This window comes from Acidovorax sp. GW460-11-11-14-LB4, assembly GCF_059423685.1.
This window is the reverse complement of the sequence record NZ_JBWKYJ010000048.1, coordinates 21,248-38,847: the sequence shown is the minus strand read 5'-3', so window position 1 is coordinate 38,847 and position 17,600 is coordinate 21,248. Positions and strand designations below refer to the sequence as shown.

General features: G+C 63.3%; 14 protein-coding genes and 2 pseudogenes. 6 read left to right on the top strand and 10 right to left on the bottom strand.

Annotated features, from left to right (window positions below):
- A partial coding sequence (locus AC07X4_RS16430) for a TetR/AcrR family transcriptional regulator (RefSeq protein WP_494740676.1) occupies positions 1-628 on the top strand: 628 nt, incomplete at its 5' end.
- A gap of 89 nt (positions 629-717) precedes the next feature.
- Here AC07X4_RS16430 and AC07X4_RS16425 read toward each other — a convergent pair.
- Positions 718-2,085: a sigma-54 interaction domain-containing protein gene (locus AC07X4_RS16425; RefSeq protein ID WP_494740675.1), complete on the bottom strand. Its 1,368-nt coding sequence runs from the start codon at positions 2,083-2,085 to the stop codon at positions 718-720.
- Positions 2,086-2,445: 360 nt separating this feature from the next.
- On the opposite strand from AC07X4_RS16425, the gene petA reads away from it, so the two are divergent.
- Entirely contained in the window at positions 2,446-3,072 is a 627-nt protein-coding gene (gene petA, locus AC07X4_RS16420; protein ID WP_494740674.1) for a ubiquinol-cytochrome c reductase iron-sulfur subunit, read from the top strand.
- 47 nt (positions 3,073-3,119) lie between these two features.
- Here petA and AC07X4_RS16415 read toward each other — a convergent pair whose 3' ends face one another.
- A complete protein-coding gene (locus tag AC07X4_RS16415; RefSeq protein ID WP_440598254.1) occupies positions 3,120-4,007 on the bottom strand; it encodes a LysR family transcriptional regulator in 888 nt (295 codons plus the stop codon).
- Between the two features lie 101 nt (positions 4,008-4,108).
- Between AC07X4_RS16415 and argC the strand changes: the two are divergent.
- Positions 4,109-5,042, top strand: a pseudogene (gene argC, locus AC07X4_RS16410) (N-acetyl-gamma-glutamyl-phosphate reductase).
- 263 nt (positions 5,043-5,305) lie between these two features.
- On the opposite strand, the gene AC07X4_RS16405 reads toward argC, so the two are convergent.
- The 3 genes from AC07X4_RS16405 to AC07X4_RS16395 form a co-directional block, all read right to left on the bottom strand.
- Positions 5,306-7,702: a DNA polymerase II gene (locus AC07X4_RS16405; RefSeq protein WP_494740673.1), complete on the bottom strand. Its 2,397-nt coding sequence runs from the start codon at positions 7,700-7,702 to the stop codon at positions 5,306-5,308.
- Positions 7,703-8,193: 491 nt separating this feature from the next.
- On the bottom strand, positions 8,194-8,976 hold the full coding sequence (locus tag AC07X4_RS16400; RefSeq protein ID WP_494740672.1) for an SDR family oxidoreductase: 783 nt from the start codon (positions 8,974-8,976) through the stop codon (positions 8,194-8,196).
- The gene (locus AC07X4_RS16395) at positions 8,973-9,299 is read right to left on the bottom strand and encodes a nuclear transport factor 2 family protein (RefSeq protein ID WP_260666346.1); all 327 of its coding nucleotides are present in this window, start codon (positions 9,297-9,299) and stop codon (positions 8,973-8,975) included. Before AC07X4_RS16395 ends, AC07X4_RS16400 begins: the two co-directional genes overlap by 4 nt.
- 100 nt (positions 9,300-9,399) lie before the next feature.
- Here AC07X4_RS16395 and AC07X4_RS16390 point away from each other — a divergent pair, with 100 nt between their 5' ends.
- The gene (locus tag AC07X4_RS16390; protein ID WP_494740671.1) at positions 9,400-10,320 is read left to right on the top strand and encodes a LysR family transcriptional regulator; all 921 of its coding nucleotides are present in this window, start codon (positions 9,400-9,402) and stop codon (positions 10,318-10,320) included.
- Positions 10,321-10,571: 251 nt separating this feature from the next.
- Here the strand turns inward: AC07X4_RS16390 and AC07X4_RS16385 are convergent, their stop codons facing one another.
- Positions 10,572-11,192 carry a hypothetical protein gene (locus tag AC07X4_RS16385; protein ID WP_494740670.1) on the bottom strand — a complete coding sequence of 207 codons (621 nt, stop codon included), beginning with the start codon at positions 11,190-11,192 and terminating at the stop codon, positions 10,572-10,574.
- 234 nt (positions 11,193-11,426) lie between these two features.
- Positions 11,427-11,801, bottom strand: a pseudogene (gene fusA, locus AC07X4_RS16380) (elongation factor G); the annotation flags it as partial.
- Positions 11,802-12,412: 611 nt separating this feature from the next.
- On the opposite strand from fusA, the gene AC07X4_RS16375 reads away from it, so the two are divergent.
- A complete protein-coding gene (locus tag AC07X4_RS16375) occupies positions 12,413-12,703 on the top strand; it encodes a co-chaperone GroES (protein ID WP_056058492.1) in 291 nt (96 codons plus the stop codon).
- A 98-nt stretch (positions 12,704-12,801) separates the two neighbouring features.
- Entirely contained in the window at positions 12,802-14,454 is a 1,653-nt protein-coding gene (groL, locus tag AC07X4_RS16370; protein WP_108498884.1) for a chaperonin GroEL, read from the top strand.
- Between the two features lie 128 nt (positions 14,455-14,582).
- On the opposite strand, the gene AC07X4_RS16365 is transcribed toward groL, so the two are convergent.
- The 3 genes from AC07X4_RS16365 to edd all read right to left on the bottom strand — a co-directional run bounded on the left by AC07X4_RS16365 (position 14,583) and on the right by edd (position 17,528).
- Positions 14,583-14,882, bottom strand: a complete 300-nt coding sequence (locus tag AC07X4_RS16365; RefSeq protein WP_056744079.1) for a DUF805 domain-containing protein — start codon at positions 14,880-14,882, stop codon at positions 14,583-14,585.
- Between the two features lie 229 nt (positions 14,883-15,111).
- Complete coding sequence (eda, locus tag AC07X4_RS16360) at positions 15,112-15,768, bottom strand: bifunctional 4-hydroxy-2-oxoglutarate aldolase/2-dehydro-3-deoxy-phosphogluconate aldolase (protein ID WP_494740669.1); 657 nt, start codon at positions 15,766-15,768, stop codon at positions 15,112-15,114.
- Positions 15,759-17,528: a phosphogluconate dehydratase gene (gene edd / locus AC07X4_RS16355; protein ID WP_494740668.1), complete on the bottom strand. Its 1,770-nt coding sequence runs from the start codon at positions 17,526-17,528 to the stop codon at positions 15,759-15,761. Before edd ends, eda begins: the two co-directional genes overlap by 10 nt.
- Positions 17,529-17,600 lie beyond the last annotated feature (72 nt).

The following is a 17,600-nucleotide window of genomic DNA, read 5'->3' as shown; positions in this document are numbered from 1 at the left end:
CGCCCCCCGTGCCCCCACGGCCTCGCGGCTGCTCAAGGAGCAGGGCATCCTTACCGAGGCAGAGAATCAGTTTGCGCAATTCGGCTTTGAGGGCGCATCGCTGGAGAGCATTGCCGCCGCCATCGGCATCAGCCGCCACAACCTGCTGTACTACTTCCCAAGCAAGGAGGCGCTGTACCAGCGGGTGCTGGACGATGTGCTCACCCAGTGGCTGGCCGGCATGGAAGACCTGTCGCACAGCGACGACCCCCAGCAGGCGCTTCGGCGCTACATCCGCGCCAAGCTGCACTATTCGCGCACCCGCCCCCAGGGCGCCAAGGTGTTCACCAAAGAGGTGATTGCGGGTGCACCACGGTATGGCACGGCCATCACCGAACGCGTGGCGCCGCTGCTCAAGACCGAGGTGCGCACCTTCGAGCGCTGGGCGCGCGAGGGCCGCATTGCCAAGGTCAACTTCACGCACCTGATGTTCATCATCTGGTCGGTCACCCAGGCGTATGCGGAGCAGGAAGCCCAGTTCGCCCTGTTGCTGGGCAAGCCCGCCCTGACCGAGCGCGACTACGAAAAAGCCGAGGAACTGATCGTGCGCATGGTGCTGAGCGCGCTGGCGCCCGATGCGGTGGTGTGAGCCAGCAAGGTGCACCAAACGCTATATAAAAAATAGCTGCCAGCACAATCAATACATGCGCTTGAGGCCAATTTCTTCACTTATTGGCATCAAGCACCCAATGTTTTCAGCCGCCGGTACAGCGATCGCTCGCTGATGCCCAGCCGCCGCGCCAGGGCTAAACGGCTGCCCTGGTGGGCAGCCACGGCCTGGCGCAGGGCCTCGTCGTCGGGCAAGGGGCGGCGGCGTGGCAGCCCCGCTAACGCAACCGATACAGGCAGCACCCCTGCGCCCTGAGCCACCGCACCCGCGAGCGGGGGCAGACCACAGGCAAGCGCTTGCTGCACATGCTCCGCGCCGATGCTGTCGCCATCGCACAGCAAGGCGGTGCGCTCCAGCAGGTTGCGCAGTTCCCGCACATTGCCGGGGTAGGGCTGCGCCTCCAGCAAGGCCAGCGCAGCGCCAGACAACTGCAGCGCACGGGGCGGGGGCGCCACGCGCTCCAGCAGCGCGCGTGCCAGCAAAGCGGTATCCCCCTGGCGTTCGCGCAGCGGTGGCAGGTGGATGGGGAAGGTGCTCAGGCGGTAATACAGGTCTTCGCGAAAATGCCCTGCGGCCACCATGTGCTGCAGGTTGCGGTGCGTGGCTGACACCACGCGCAGGTCGGCATGCCGCAGCTCGGTGCTGCCCACGCGGCGGTAGGTGCCGGTCTCCAGCAGGCGCAGCAGCTTCACCTGCAGCGGCTGCGGGATGTCGCCCACTTCGTCCAGAAACAGCGTGCCACCGTCTGCCGCCTCCACCAGCCCCGGCCGGGTCTGGGCCGCGCCGGTGAACGCCCCTTTCTCATGCCCGAACAGCTCGGACTCGAACAGCGCCTCGGGCATGCTGGAGCAGTCCACGGGCACCAGCGCCCGCCGCGCGCGCAGGCTACCCTGGTGCACGGCATGGGCCACCAGCTCCTTGCCCGTGCCCGACTCGCCCAGAAGCAACACCGCAGCCCGCGAGGGTGCCACCCGCGCCACCAGCCCTAGCATCTTCAGGAACGCGGGCGAACGCCCAATGAGCCCCTGCGCGGACGGCACCGGCTGCGCCGCCACCGGCAAAGGCACCATCTTTTCCACAAAAAATCCCGTTGTGCCCTCCGCCCCCGCCACCGGTGTCAGCTCGATCTGCACATATTCCTCACCCTGGGCCGTGTGGTGCACATGCAGCACCCGTTCGCATTGCCCCGAGGCGCGCGCCTGCGCCAGCGGGCAGGACTCGCCCGCCTGGTCACAGGGCACGCAGGCATGGTGGGACACAGCGTGGCAGGTGCGCCCCAACACGCTGCCACCCGCGCCGCCAGCCGTAGCGAACAGGCGGCGATAGGCGCCATTGGCCGCCAGGATGCGATAGCGGCCGTCCAGCAGGATGTGCGGATCTGGCAGGCCCTCCAGAAAAGACACCAGTTCTGCGGGTGGTGCGGGGAGGTGGGGCATGGAAAAACCTTCGTACATGCAAGGGCCCTGACGGTGCACCGGTTTCGGCAGCGGGCCTTTGATCTATGCCATGCGGACTGCAATGGATGGCAGTTGGCAGCCGGTTTGGCAGACAGGGTGGCAGTGAATCCGGCCGCTGCCGGGCCTGCGGCGCACCTGCCAACCAGACCTCGCGCGCGCAACCCATTGAATTCACGAGCTTTTCAGGCAGCACGCGCCATGGCAGGCCGGTCTTGCGGGTGATGGCACGTCGTTTGCGGTAGAGCATTGCCGCCCGCTACGTTGCGGGCGGTGGTTGTCACCCCGCCGAGCCCCCCTCTCGACGCCACGGCCAGTCCTAACTCTCTCTGAAAGCACCCCATGTCTCTCCACACCGCTACTCCCAATGGCTGCCTTCCAGGCACCGACGGCGATCCCTCCGCAGAGCGTCGGCAGCTGGTGCTGCTGACGGCGGCCACAGGCTGCGTGGCGGCGGCAGGGGTCGCCGTGCCCCTGGTGTCCAGCGTGGCCCCCAGCGAGCGCGCGCGGGCCATGGGCGCCGGCGTGGAGGTGGACATCAGCGACCTGCAGTCCGGCGGCGTGAAGACGGTGGAATGGCGCGGCAAGCCCGTGTGGATCATGCGGCGTACGCCCGAGATGCTGGCCGCCCTGCCCCAGCAAGACGCCGCACTGGCCGACCCCGCCTCGCGCAAGGACCAGCAACCCGAGTACGCCCGCAACCCGCAACGCTCCATCCGCCCGGAGGTGTTTGTCACCGTGGGCATCTGCACGCACCTCGGCTGCTCGCCCACCGCCGTGCCCGCAGGCACCTCCAACCCCAGCGTGGGCGACCAGTGGCAGGGCGGCTTCTTTTGTCCCTGCCACGGCTCCACCTTCGACCTGGCGGGCCGAGTCTTCAGGAACAAGCCCGCGCCCACCAACCTGGAGGTACCGCCGCACCGCTACGTGTCCGACACCCGACTGCTCATCGGGGACGACGCTGCCTGAGCGACAGGCGGCGGCCTGGGGCGGCACATTCCCGGTTCAGCTTCGCGTCACACCTGCTTCTGTTGCCACAGCACATCCAGCACATGCTGGGTGGCGCGCTCCACCGGGCCCGCGCGGTGGGCGATGCCCAGGGGGCGCCACAGCCGGGGCTGCACCGGCAGCATGCGGATGCGCGGGTCCAGCGGCGTGGCGGTGGATGCCTCGTGCGGCAGCAGCGTGGCCCCGTAGCCGGCGGCCACCAGGCTCTTGATGGCATCGTTGTAGTTGAGCTGGATGCGCGCCTTGGGCAGCTCGCCCGCCAGGGCCAGCCAATCGTTCGTCAGGCGTGACAGGCTGGTGCCGTCATCGTTCAGGATCAACGGCTGACCCGCCAGCCACTGGGGCGTGACCCTGCGGGGCGCCGCCCAGGCCGAGGGGACGAACGCCATCACCGGGTCGCGCCGCCACGGCATCACCGTCACCCCGCGCACCGAGGCCATGGGCAAGGCCACCAGACCCACATCCAATGCCCCCAGCGCCAGCCGCGACACAGTCTCCTGCGACGTGAGCACCAGCACCTGCACATCGATGCCGGGGTGGTACTGGCCCAGCACTTCCAGCGCCTGGGGCAGCAGGTGCGCGATGGCGCCGGTGGACGCGCCCAGCCGCACCCGCCCCTCCAGCCCTTGCACCTGGCGCCGCACCAGGTCCATGGCCTCGTCGGCATCGGCCAGCAGACGCCGCGCCCGCTCCACCAGCACCTCCCCCGCGCCGGACGGCCGCACCTCGCCCCGCTTGCGCACCAGCAACGGCGCACCGATCAACGCCTCCAGGTCGGCAATGTGCAGGCTGACCGTGGGCGGCGCCAGATGCAGCGTGCGGGCAGCTTCAGCGAAAGACCCGAGGTCAGCGATGGTGACCAGGGTACGCAGCCGGTCGAGATTGAGTTCGCGCATGACGTTCAGCAGAACTGATCTTGATGTTTGTGAAATTCAACTTTTCAAAGTTTAGACCGGCGCCGAAGATTCCACATCTCCCCATGCCAGGAATCCGCACCATGACCACCCAGCCCCTTGTTTTTATTGACGGCGACCAAGGCACCACCGGCCTGCAAATCCACCAGCGCCTGCACGGCCGCACAGATCTGCAGCTGCTGACACTGCCCGAAGCCGACCGCAAGAACCCCACCCGCCGCGCCGAAGCCATCAACAGCTGCGACATCGCCATCCTGTGCCTGCCCGACGCCGCCGCCCGCGAAGCCGTGGCAGCCATCCACAACCCCTCGGTGCGCGTGATCGACGCCAGCTCGGCCCACCGCACGGACGCGCAATGGGTTTATGGGTTCCCTGAGATGGATGCGGCGCAGGCCGCGCGCATCGCCAACGCGCAACGCGTCAGCAACCCCGGCTGCTACCCCACAGGCGCCATCGCCCTGCTGCGGCCCCTGGTGCAGGCCGGCTTGTTGCCTGACGACCATGCGCTCACCATCCATGCGGTGTCGGGGTATTCCGGCGGTGGGCGTGCCCGGGTGCAAGCACACGAAGGCCGAAGCAGCCCATGCGCCTGCCTTCCAGGTCTACGGGCTGCAGCTGGAGCACAAACACACGCCCGAGATCGCGCAGCACGCCGGGCTGTCGCAGCGCCCGTTTTTTCTGCCCTCGTACGGCGCCTTCCGCCAGGGCATCGTGCTGACCATCGGGCTGCATCTGCGGCAGCTCCCGCCCGGCACGCAAGGCGAACACCTGCACGCCTGCCTGCGGCAGCACTATGCCGACGCCACCTTTGTCGAGGTGATGCCCCCCGCCACCACCGAAGCGGCCGAGCATCTGGACCCGCAAGCCCTGAACGGCACCAACCGGCTGCAGCTGGGAGTGTTCAGCAACGCCCGCCACGGTCAGGTGTTGCTGACCGCCGTGTTTGACAACCTTGGCAAGGGCGCCTCGGGGGCGGCGGTGCAGAACCTGGATCTGATGCTGGTTGCTGCGGCCTGACGGACTTGGACAGAACATTGCGGAACGCCAGTTAACCTTAGAAACCCAGCAGGCGTAAGTCGTTGATTTACTTCAGTTTCCTCCAAACTGCGCCATTGGTGTTTAGAGGCCCGCGCCACTCTACATTCGTCGGTGCGGTTTTTGCGCCACTAGACTTTCGTGGGTGCGAAGCTCGCTATCGGACGCAAATAGACGGTCTCGTCTGCTCGCCCTCATCAACAAGTCCGCATCAGGGGGCGCACCAGTTCGACCGCCGGTATCGCCTAGAACAACACCTTCTGCGCACTCGTCAATGCTGCAAAGCTGTCCCCCAGCGGCTGAAGAATCGCATCAGCAATGGGTTGCAGTTGTTTGACGAGGTAGTGCTCATAGTCAATGCGCGAATGCCGGGCCTCCAGAGGTTCGGGGCCGCTCTGCGTCATCACGTACTCGATCCAACCTCCACGCTGGTACTGCTGAGGGCGGTTCAACTTCGCGTTGTGTGCGTCAGCGATGCGCGCCGCGCGCACCTGGGGCGGCACGTTGACCTCGTAGGCATCGAGCCGGTGGCGCAGGCGTTTTCGGTAGACGAGCAACGCATCCATTTGACCGTCCAGCATCGACCGCGCATAGTGGGCAACGAAAGCCTGATAGGGCTCGCCATGGAAGATGCGTGACAGCAAGCCCTCCTGGAACTGGCGTGCCAACAGGGTCCAGTCGCTGCGGGCCATCTCCAGCCCGCGATAGACCATCTCCTCCCGCCCCTCTTCATCGATGCTCAGGCCGGCATAGCGCTTCTTGCTGCCGACATCCGATCCCCGGATGGTGGGCATGAAGAATTTGGCGTAGTGCGTGTCGAACTCAATCTCGAGGAAGTTCTCCAACTGCTGCTCTTCTCGCAGCTTGCCGGTCCACCAAGCGTTGATCTCCTGCACCAAGCTGGCCGCGATGGCGTGTGCCTCCGCATTGGAATAAGTGCGCTTGAGCCAGATGAAGATGGAGTCGGTGTCTCCGTAGATGACCTGGTATCCACGCAGCTCCACGAAGGTCCGTGTGAGCTTCATCACCTCGTGGCCGCGCAGGGTCACGGCAGACACCAGCTTCGGATTGAAGAAGCGGCATTCCGACGCACCCAGCACACCCGCAAAGGAATTCATGAGCAGCTTCAGGGCCTGCGACAGCGGCTGATTGCGCGCCCGCTTGGCCTCGTCCCGGGCATTCGAGAGTGTGGTCACGATGTCCGGCAGACAGTGTTTGTCGCGCGAGAACAGCGTGCCTTGTGGCCCTTGCACCAACCCGGTCTGGACCTTGGTGCTCTCTCCCTCTGCCAAGCCTACTGGATCCACCAGGAAGGTCCGGATGATGGAGGGGTACAGGCTCTTGTAGTCCAGGACCACGACGGAGTCGTAGAAGCCCGGCCTGGAGTCCATCACATAGCCGCCAGGAAACGCCTTGGCTGCGATGTCACCCACGTTGGGTGCCACGTAGCCCAGGCGGTGCATGCGCGGCAGGTAGTGGTGGCTGAATGCGGCGATGGAGCCGCCGAAGTGATCTATCTGCAAGCCCGTGGTCTGGGCTCGCTCCAGCACGAACGGCAGCAGCTCCAGTTTTTCGAAAATGCGAAGGACGAGCGCGCAGTCGCGGATGTTGTAGCTGGCCAGCGCCGGCTTGTCTTCCTGGTAGCGCCGCTCGATTTCATCCATCTTGTCGTAGGCATCGCCGATCTCCTTGCCCTCGCCGAGCAATGCCTGCGAGACCGCTTCGAGGCTGAAAGACGGGAAGCTCCACATGCCCGCCCGCAGTGCTTCGATGCCATCGACAACCACGCGTCCGGGCATGGGTGCGAACAGGTAGCCCTGGCGCCCCGGGTGCGTACGCCAAGCGATGGGGCGGCGCTCGCGTCCGAGTAGCAGTTGCACGGAGTTCGCGTCGGCGGTCTTTTGCAGCACCCGCAGGTCGAACTGGATCACGCTCCAGCCGACGATGACATCCGGGTCATGGTCTGCAAACCAGGCATTGAGCTGCTCAATCATCTCCCGGCGTGTCGGGCAGTACACAAGCCTGAAGTCCACCGGCGACACAGCTGGCGCTGATACAGACTCTGGTGCTTCCCCCAGCATGAACACCACCCGGTCGCCCGCACCATCCAGTGCGATCGAGTACAGCTCCTCGGTCGCGCTCGTCTCAATGTCCAGCGACACCACCTTCAATACCGGGCGCCAACCGGATGCTGGCTTCAACTTGCCGTCGAGGATGGTCGAGCCTTCGCGCTGGCCTCCCTCGATCAGAACACCGGCCGTGATGAACCGCTCCATCAGGTAGCGATCGTGCGGGCGGACATCCGCTTCGTAGAGTGGTATTCCCAGCGGCTGGAGCGCGCGCGCCAGCTTGCCGAGATCGCGGAACCTGCGGGCGTAGACACCGAGGACGGGCTGCTGATCGAATGTCTTCAGACCGAGCTCCTTCGCCTCCAGGCCCTGCAGGCTCGCCAGTGAGGCCTGCGCTGCAGCCCGGTGTTGGGCAGGCAGAAAGGCGACCGAGCTCTGCCGGGTCAGAAGCACCTTCTTGGGCCCGTCGTCGGTGGCCAGCCAGTATTCGATCTCGGTGCCGTCAGGGAGGTCACGCCAATGGCGTGTGAGGAGGAAGCCCCGGAGTTCGGTGGGTGCGAGGGCTGAGGACATCAGGTGGCGAAGAGGACGCTGGCACGGCAATTCTGCCCCCCTCGGGCGAGAGCTGGAGGTGCCGTGGCGATCTTGCGCATGATACTGAGGTTTTGTACAGTATTGCAAAAACCGACACCGAGAAAGCCATGCACAAACCATCCCGTTATGTATTCCGTCCCGCTCGACCGGCGCCCGCATTGCTGCGCCGGATCTGGGCATGGCTATAAGGCGACACCGCAGCCCTACACCTGACGACTTTCACCCTCCAGCGTGATGCTCCGCTGCATCCAAAATCATGTGTTACCGAGCAGATCTCTGGATAGACAACGTCAAGAGCGCGAATTGTTTGTACCGACAGCATAAGTTGACAGTGATACCTGGAGTTGGCGTGTCGCACATCCGCTGCCTTGTGCAACCCTACGCCAGGTTTCCGGAGCCCACCCTACAGAAATCGGAAAATCGTCCAAGCTCATGACCTGTGGGAGTATCTGTAGAGCCTTGTGAAGGTTCTACACGGTTGGTACTGTCCCTCCATCGATCATGTGCTCCGAGCCCGACACCGATGCTGCGCGAGGAGACACCAGGAAGGTGATCAGGTCGGCAACTTCCTCTGGCGTGGCAGGCCGCCCGACCGGAATTCCGCCGAGCCAGTCCATCACCATCTTCTTCCCGCCCTCGTAGTCCGTGCCCGCTTCTGCGCCCATCCGCTCGGCGAACGTTACCGAAGCCTCGGTTTCAATCCAGCCTGGCGAGACGCGCAGAACGCGCACTCCTTTCGGTGTGACCTCCTTTGACAAGGATTTGCTGTAGGTCGAGAGGGCACCCTTGGCGGCGGCGTACGCGGTCGTTGACTCCGGAAGTGGAAGCACACGCTGTATCGACGTCACATGCAGGACAACCCCTGTACCCTTGGCCAACATGGCGGGCAACAGCGCACGGTCAAGACGCACTGCTGACATCAGGTTCAGATTCAGCTCACTGAGCCACACAGCGTCATCCAGTGCCGCAAAACCACCTGCCGGAGCGGTCGAGCCTCCGACGGAGTTGATCAGGATATCGACACCGCCCCACTGCTCCTTCACCACGCGCGCCAGTTCGCTCACGCCTTCCGCCGTCGTGAGGTCAGTCTGGACGTAAGTCACACCTTCAAGCGGCCTGTCTGGTGCAGAGCGCGCAGTTGTCATGACCTGCACTCCGACTTCCTGGAGGCTCTTCACGACGGCAGCTCCCAAACCTTTGGTGCCGCCGGTAACCAGGGCGCGCTGGCCTTTCAATTGAAGATCGAAGTTCATGCTGTGACCTCCAGCAATGAAATCAGGCCGCGTTCCAGGCGAAAGCGATAGGACAGATTGATAGGGCTGCCAGGGAAGTTGCCTGTGACCTTGGCGTGGACAATCTGGAGGCCCCCCTCACTTGCCAGCGCAAACGGCACCGTCGTTGCGCTGTACTTGGCGGATGCCTCGGCCATAAAGGCCGTGATGGCTTCGACGCCGATGTAGGTGTGGCCATCGTCCTTCATGACCGCTTGCGGTGTGAAACAACACCCCAAGGCCTCAGGGTTGTGCTCAGCCGCGAAGTACGCGGCAATGGGTTCAGGAAGAGTCGAGGGGTGCATGCTGGTGCTCCGTGTGTTGAATGAAGCCTAAGGATGCGTGCCGTAGTGAAATAAGTGAATCATCTAGAATTCGAATGAGCTATGTAGCAAGGAATACATAATGCGCGGGTTCGAATTTGCTGAGCTAAAAGCTTTTGCTGCCGTGGTCGAACGCAAGAGCTTTGCCCGCGCGGCTGAACATCTGGGCCTTTCGCCGTCTGCGCTCAGCCAGACCATTCGACAGCTCGAAGCCCGGATCGGCACGCGCCTTCTGAATAGGACGACACGAAGCGTCGCGCCCTCTGCAAGTGGCGAACTGCTTTATGGGCGCATAGCCCCACTGTTTCGGGAAATGGATGCAGCAGTCGCTGAAGCCACCGAGGCTGCAGGGCACACCACAGGCACGCTTCGCATCAACACGCTGGGGATCGCAGCGAGAACCATCATTGCACCCAGGCTTTCACGCTTCCATCGCGCCTACCCTGACGTGCTGCTCGACATCGTGGTCGACTACGCTCTGGCCGACATTGTTGTGGGCCGCTTCGACGCGGGCATCCGCGTGGGTGGACGACTTGAGAAAGACATGATTGCCGTGCGCCTCAGCCCAGATCTGAATATGATTGCAGTGGCCTCTCCAGGCTATCTAGCTGAGCGAGGGGTCCCTAAGACGCCCGCCGATTTGCACAGCCATGCGTGCATTAACTGGCGGCTCCAGATGGACGGCAGACAGTACCGCTGGGAATTCGAGAAGAGGGGCCAAAAGATGGAAGTCGCGGTGGATGGCCCGGTCGTCACCAATCATGCTGACATTGGCATTGCTGCTGCGCTGAACGGGCTCGGCATTGCGTATCACTTCGAACGAGATGGTGTGGCCGAGCACTTGGCCCATGGCAGGTTGGTCCAGGTCTTGGCGGATTGGTCGATCTCACGCCCCGGGCTGTTCCTCTACTACCCGAACAGGCAGCATCGACCAGCGCTCTTGGGTGCATTTATCGACTGTCTCTTGGACAGAGATTTGGAGATTGGACGCAAAGCTGGGTAGTCCAAGTTGTAGCCAGAGGGGCCCATGCGCTTAACTGTGCAGTTGATTGCGCAATGAATTTGGTCGGCTACTTCGAGGTCAGTCGTTCAAGGTAGTGGATTGACTGGACGAACAAGCAACTCCGTTCAAATATGCACGCGATCGCGCAGATCTATGCCTGGTTGATGCCATTGCTGAGCCTCGTTGGGAGGATATGGCGATGGGATGATGCACAAGGTAGAAGGTGCAACAGATAAAGCGGGGCCGTTCGGTCAACCGTTGTAGGAGTAGATGAGCAATCCCAACGCGGGAACAACCACCAGATCCTGCTCGTGGCCGGTAGTGAAGAACGCCCCCTTTTTGCCAACTGCGCGCTGAGCCTGCTCCAGCAATTCAGACGGTTCACCTGCGCAGCTTTGCCCGCGAAACAGCTGGTCATGCGCATCGGTCAGCGTGACCTGCCACGGCTGGTATTGGTGATAGGGCTTGCCATCCCGCCCAAGCTGGGCCGTGTCGAAGTAAGCTAGGCCCTGGCGACGAATGCGCGCTAGGTTGTCTTCTGAGAGCCGGAAAATTGCGTATCCACAACCCTCTCGGAAACCAACGATCTCATCGTGGTGCAGAGCCTCCACCAGCTCGAATTGAGGAGGAATCGCCTGGCGATACAGCTCCACCTGCATATGGCTGCATCCTTTCATCGGCAGGAGTATCAGCACAAGCAGGGCGCAGGCCCAGGAGGTCAACCGCAGCGCGACAGTGGGCGGTTGATATCCGAGTAACTGGTGGAAGACATAGCCGTAACTTCTAGCCATGCCCCTTGCCAGAAAGAAGGTCGCCAACCCAAAGACGGCCAGGCACAGCAGGGCCATGCCCAGCGCGATTGCAATAAACATGGAACCCTTTCCAACCAAGAACCATCGAGCGTTGGGGCGAGTATTGGGTGCCTGCGTGAGGTCAACATGAAGTCTGTGAGGCGTATGTGATCTTCTGGCAGCATCCCCCGGCTGAGCCTTGATGACCGGAGCCGTCCCGCAGCAAACATCTCGCAAAGCCAAAAAAGAAGGGGGCAGACTCTCGTCCACGCCCCCTCAACGGCTGTACCGGGCAACTGGCCCGGCGCTCTCAGCTCAACCCACCAGCTCTGCAGCCTGGGCCGCAGGCACCACCCCGTAGTGGTCCAGCTGCATCGAATACTGTGCACGACCTGAGGACAGGGCCCGCAGGCTGCCGATGTAGCCGAACATCTCTTTCAGCGGTACCTCGGCCTCGACCGTGGCGGCGTTGCCACGCAGGCCTTGGGTACGCACCAGCCCGCGGCGGCGGTTCAGGTCGCCGATGGCATCGCCCAAGTAGTCGACCGGGGTGATGACCTCCACAGCCATCATGGGCTCCAGCACCTGGGGTGACGCTTTCGCAAAGCCTTCGCGGAAGGCGGCCATCGCCGCCAATTCAAAGGCCAGCGTGGACGAGTCGTGCTCGTGGAAGCTACCGTCCAGCAGGGTGCGAGTGACTGCTCATGGCCGATAGTACTCATTCGATGACGCATCCCGTATGTATGCAAACAGCCTGAAGCAGCCCACCCAACTCCCCGTAGCTTTTGCCAGTCAGCGCTTCAACCGAGGCGCTTGAAAACATGTACATCGGTGCACGGCTGTTGAGGGATCACCCCAAGGTGAAGATAAAACTTGCACTGACACTGACACCCATCCGTCTGCGGCAACCCTATGGCTGCAACCAGCCGGGAGCTGCCATCGAAGCAACTCGGTTTCGACCAATTATAAAATAGTGTGCACCCACTTCTATTTTTCGCTTCTGTTCTAAACGTTTCAAAGAACGACAGGCTGACGGCATACGCGGCAACTCCGCGCTAGCGATTCACCAAAATCTAAATTTGAATGGCGGAAAAACGAAAGTAGAGTGGCGTTCCGCAGCGTTCCGCACCTTCGCCCCCACGTTCTGAGGGGGTGTCTTGAAATGGCCACAAATGCCCGTATCATTAGCACTCACCGCAGACGAGTGCTAACACCGCGCTCCCTGCTGGCAGTTTGGTGGCCCCGGATGGCCGGGGCTGATTGAGTCCCTCAGCTTTTTTACTGAAAACAGGAGCATTGCAATGAACCTTCGCCCTCTGCACGATCGCGTGATCGTCAAGCGTATTGAAAGCGAAACCACGACCGCTTCCGGCATCGTGATCCCTGACAACGCCGCCGAAAAGCCCGATCAAGGTGAAGTGTTGGCCGTTGGCCCCGGCAAGCGCAACGACAAGGGCGAAGTGCTCGCCCTGAACGTCAAGGTCGGTGACCGCGTTCTGTTCGGCAAGTACTCGGGCCAGACCGTCAAGGTCAAGGGCGACGAGCTGCTGGTCATGAAGGAAGACGACCTGTTTGCAGTGGTTGAGAAGTAATTTCTCTTCCCTCTGAATCACTCATCTTTTCATAGCTGCTAGTGCTTATTGAATAAGCGCCAGCAGCCAATTTGAATCAAATTTTCAGGAGCTCCAAAATGGCAGCAAAAGACGTAGTTTTCGGCGGCGAAGCCCGCGCTCGCATGGTTGAAGGCGTGAACATCCTGGCCAACGCGGTCAAGGTCACACTGGGCCCCAAGGGTCGCAATGTGGTGCTGGAGCGCTCGTTCGGCGCCCCTACCGTGACCAAGGACGGTGTGTCCGTGGCCAAGGAAATCGAACTCAAGGACAAGCTGCAGAACATGGGCGCCCAGCTCGTGAAGGAAGTGGCCTCCAAGACCAGCGATAACGCTGGTGACGGCACCACCACCGCTACGGTGCTGGCACAAGCCATCGTGCGCGAAGGCTTCAAGTACGTGGCCGCCGGCATCAACCCGATGGACCTGAAGCGTGGTATCGACAAGGCTGTGACGGCCCTGGTTGCCGAGCTGAAGAAGGCTTCCAAGCCCACCACCACCTCCAAGGAAATCGCCCAAGTGGGTTCGATCTCCGCCAACTCCGACGAAACCATCGGCAAGCTGATCGCTGACGCCATGGACAAGGTTGGCAAGGAAGGCGTGATCACCGTGGAAGACGGCAAGTCGCTGGACAGCGAACTGGACGTCGTGGAAGGCATGCAGTTTGACCGCGGCTACCTGTCGCCCTACTTCATCAACAACCCAGAAAAGCAATCCGCGATTCTGGACAACCCCTTCGTGCTGCTGTTCGACAAGAAGATCAGCAACATCCGCGACCTGCTGCCTACGCTGGAGCAAGTTGCCAAGGCTGGCCGTCCCCTGCTGATCATTGCCGAAGAAGTCGAAGGCGAAGCCCTGGCTACGCTGGTGGTCAACACGATCCGCGGCATCCTGAAGGTTGTGGCTGTGAAGGCTCCTGGCTTCGGCGACCGCCGCAAGGCCATGCTGGAAGACATCGCCATCCTGACGGGCGGCAAGGTCATCGCTGAAGAAGTCGGTCTGACCCTGGAAAAGGTCACTCTGGCCGACCTGGGCCAAGCCAAGCGCATCGAAGTGGGCAAGGAAAACACCATCATCATCGACGGCGCTGGCGCTGCCGCAGACATCGAAGCCCGCGTCAAGCAAGTGCGCGTGCAGATCGAAGAAGCCACGTCCGACTATGACCGCGAAAAGCTGCAAGAGCGCGTGGCCAAGCTGGCTGGCGGCGTGGCCGTGATCAAGGTGGGCGCTGCCACCGAAGTCGAAATGAAGGAAAAGAAAGCCCGCGTGGAAGACGCACTGCACGCTACCCGTGCAGCTGTGGAAGAAGGCGTTGTGGCTGGTGGCGGCGTGGCTCTGCTGCGTGCCAAGCAAGCTGTGGGCGACTCGATCAAGGGCGACAACGCTGACCAGGACGCCGGTATCAAGCTGGTGCTGAAGGCAGTGGAAGCTCCTCTGCGCGAAATCGTGAACAACGCCGGTGGCGAAGCCTCGGTGGTGGTGAACGCAGTGTTGGCTGGCAAGGGCAACTTTGGCTTCAACGCTGCCAACGACACCTACGGCGACATGCTCGAACTGGGCATTCTGGACCCCACGAAGGTCACCCGCACCGCTCTGCAAAACGCTGCCTCCGTGGCATCGCTGCTGCTGACGACCGAAGCCATGGTGGCTGAGGCCCCGAAGGATGACGCCCCAGCTGGTGGCGGCATGCCCGACATGGGCGGCATGGGCGGCATGGGCGGCATGGGCATGTAATTGCCTGGCCCCTGCGCAGCAGCCCTGTGCTGACTGCGCAGCCCACTACACAAAAGCCCGCAGGCCTTACGGTCTGCGGGCTTTTGTTTTTCTACGGAGCCAACTCGGGACACTGGCCTGCCATGGGTTTACTCCCCGCTGGGTTGCACCCACCAGTAAATCAGCACCAGCGTGCCGATACCGGTGAGGGACAGCAGCTGCCACCAGCCGGAGCGGCCAATATCGTGCAAGCGGCGAGCCCCCACGGCCAGCGCTGGCAACAGCAGGGCCAGCGCGGCAATGCCATACAGCACCTGGCTGATCATGGTGGCAATCACCAGCACTCCGAACTGAAACAGCGCAAACCACCAGAACTCGGAGCGTGGTGCACGGCCCGAAAACCCTGCGTACTGCGCGAAGCAGCTTTTGACAGCTGAAACAAAATCCATAGCGAATTCCCTCTCTTGAACAATCATTGCTCGGTCACGGGGTATCCCCGCGTGGCCATGATAGAGGGGCGCCGCGACAAGTCCAGCCAACTCGGCGCGCGCAGCGGAGACACCGTACCGCTGGCGCCACGGTGTCAGCGTCTCCTTTGCTCTTATTTTGATAGCTTTCAGTGCATATTGCACTGGCGCACCAGGCGTTTTTGGCTGCAAATCCAGCGCCCAGAGCCCCTCAAGCCGCCTTGCGCAATGCCTGGGTGTCGCGCGCCAGCTGGGTGATGCGGGCCCAGTCGCCCGCGCGCACCGCATCGGTGGGCGTAAGCCATGAGCCGCCCACGCAGCGCACATTGGGCAGTGCCAGGTAGTTGGAGGCAGTGGCATTGGTGATGCCACCCGTGGGGCAAAAGCTCACCTGGCCAAACGGGCTGGCCCAGGACTTGAGCAGCGGGATGCCGCCCACGGCCTCGGCCGGGAAGAGCTTGAGGAACGAGAACCCATCGGCCAGCGCCGCCATGATCTCGCTGGACGTGGCCACACCGGGCAGCAGCGGCAGGTTCAGGCCCTTGCAGGCGCTGCCCACGGCCGAGGTGTAGCCGGGGCTCACGGCAAAACGCGCACCGGCTTCGCTCGCGCGGCGCGCGTCATCGGCGTTGAGCACCGTGCCCACACCCACCACAGCTTCGGGCAGATGGCGGGCGATGGTTTCGATGGCGGGCAGACCGGCAGCGGTGCGCAGCGTCACCTCCAGCACCTTCACGCCACCGGCCAGCAGGGCCTCGGCCAGGGGCAGCGCGTCTTCCACGCGGTCGATCACGATGACAGGGATGACCGGGCCATGGCTGGCGATGTCGAGGGGACTCATGGGGGCGGAAGCAGGGGTTACAGCCATGTGCAGGCTCCTTGTTCGGCACCGCCTGCGTGGCGGCGAAAGTTGGTGAAGAGTTCGCGGCCGAAGCCGATGGGTGATGGGGCGCTGCAGGGCTCCGGGGCGCGTGCGGCCCACTCGGCGTCGTCCACCAGCACATCGAGCGTGCCAGCCACCGCATCCACCCGCACGATGTCGCCGTCACGCACCTTGGCCAGCGGGCCACCGACCAGGGCCTCGGGCGTGACGTGGATCGCGGCCGGTACGCGGCCGGAGGCGCCGCTCATGCGGCCGTCGGTGACCAGCGCCACCTGGAAGCCCTGGTTCTGCAGAACCGCCAGCGGGGGCGTGAGCTTGTGCAGCTCTGGCATGCCGTTGGCCTGCGGGCCCTGAAAGCGCACCACGGCCACCATGTCTTGGTTCACCTCGCCAGCGCTGAAGGCGGCGAGCAGGGCTTCTTGCGAGTCAAAAACTCGCGCTGGGGCTTGGACGATGTGGCGGTCTTCGGGTACGGCCGACACCTTGATCACCGCGCGGCCCAGGCGGCCTTGCAGCAGGCGCAACCCGCCTGTGGGTGAGAAGGGTTCGCTCACGGACCGCAGCACCGAGGTGTCGCCCGACACGGCGGGTGCGCTCTTGCCGCCATCGGCAATGCCGCCCGCGTTCACGCTCATCACATCAGGGTGCATCAAGCCACCCGCCAGCAGCTCGCGCAGGATCCAGGGCGGGCCGCCCGCCGCCTGGAACTGGTTCACATCGGCATCGCCATTGGGGTACACGCGGGCCAGCAGGGGCACCACCGACGAGAGTTCGTCAAAGTCCGTCCAGTCGATCAGGATGCCCGCGCTGCGCGCAATCGCCACCCAGTGGATCAGGTGGTTGGTGGAGCCGCCCGTGGCCAGCAGGGCCACCATGGCGTTGACGATGCAGCGCTCGTCCACCAGCTTGCCGATGGGGGTGAAGCGGTTGCCCCGCTTGCCGATGTCGAGCACCGTGCGCAGCGCCTGGCGCGTGAAGGCCTCGCGCGCCTCGGTGCCGGGCGACTCGAACGCTGCACCGGGCACATGCAGGCCCATGGCTTCGAGCAGCATCTGGTTGCTGTTGGCCGTGCCGTAGAACGTGCAGGTGCCAGGGCTGTGGTACGCGGCCGATTCGGCCTTGAGCAGTTCGTCACGGCCCACCAGGCCTTGTGCGTACTGCTCGCGCACCTTGGATTTTTCCTTGTTCGACAGGCCTGTGCCCATGGGGCCTGCGGGCACAAACACGCAGGGCAGATGCCCGTAGTGCAGCGCGCCGATCAGCAGGCCGGGCACGATCTTGTCGCACACGCCCAGCAGCAGTGCACCATCGAACACATCGTGGGACAGCGCTACCGCAGTGGCCATGGCAATGGCATCGCGGGAGAACAGCGACAGCTCCATGCCGGGCGTACCCTGCGTCACACCGTCACACATGGCGGGCACGCCACCGGCCACTTGCACCGTGGCACCGAGCTGGGCGGCCTCATCACGCAGGATAGCGGGGTAGCCCTGGTACGGCTGGTGCGCCGAGAGCATGTCGTTGTAGGCCGTGACAATGCCGATGTTGGGCGCCTTCTCGACCGTGACCTTGAACTTGTCCGAGCCCGGCAATGCCGCGTAGGCGTGGGCCAGGTTCGCGCAGCCCATGCGGTCTTGTGCGGGCTTGCGGGCGATCATGGCGTCAACGCCTGCGAGGTAGGCGCCGCGGGTGTCTGCGCTGCGCTGGACAATGCGCTCGGTCACGCGCGCTACAACTGGATGCATGGAAGTCTCCATCGGTGGGTGGCAGGACCCCGTGCATTGCGCCAGGGTCGTTATCTGAGGCCCTAGAATGTA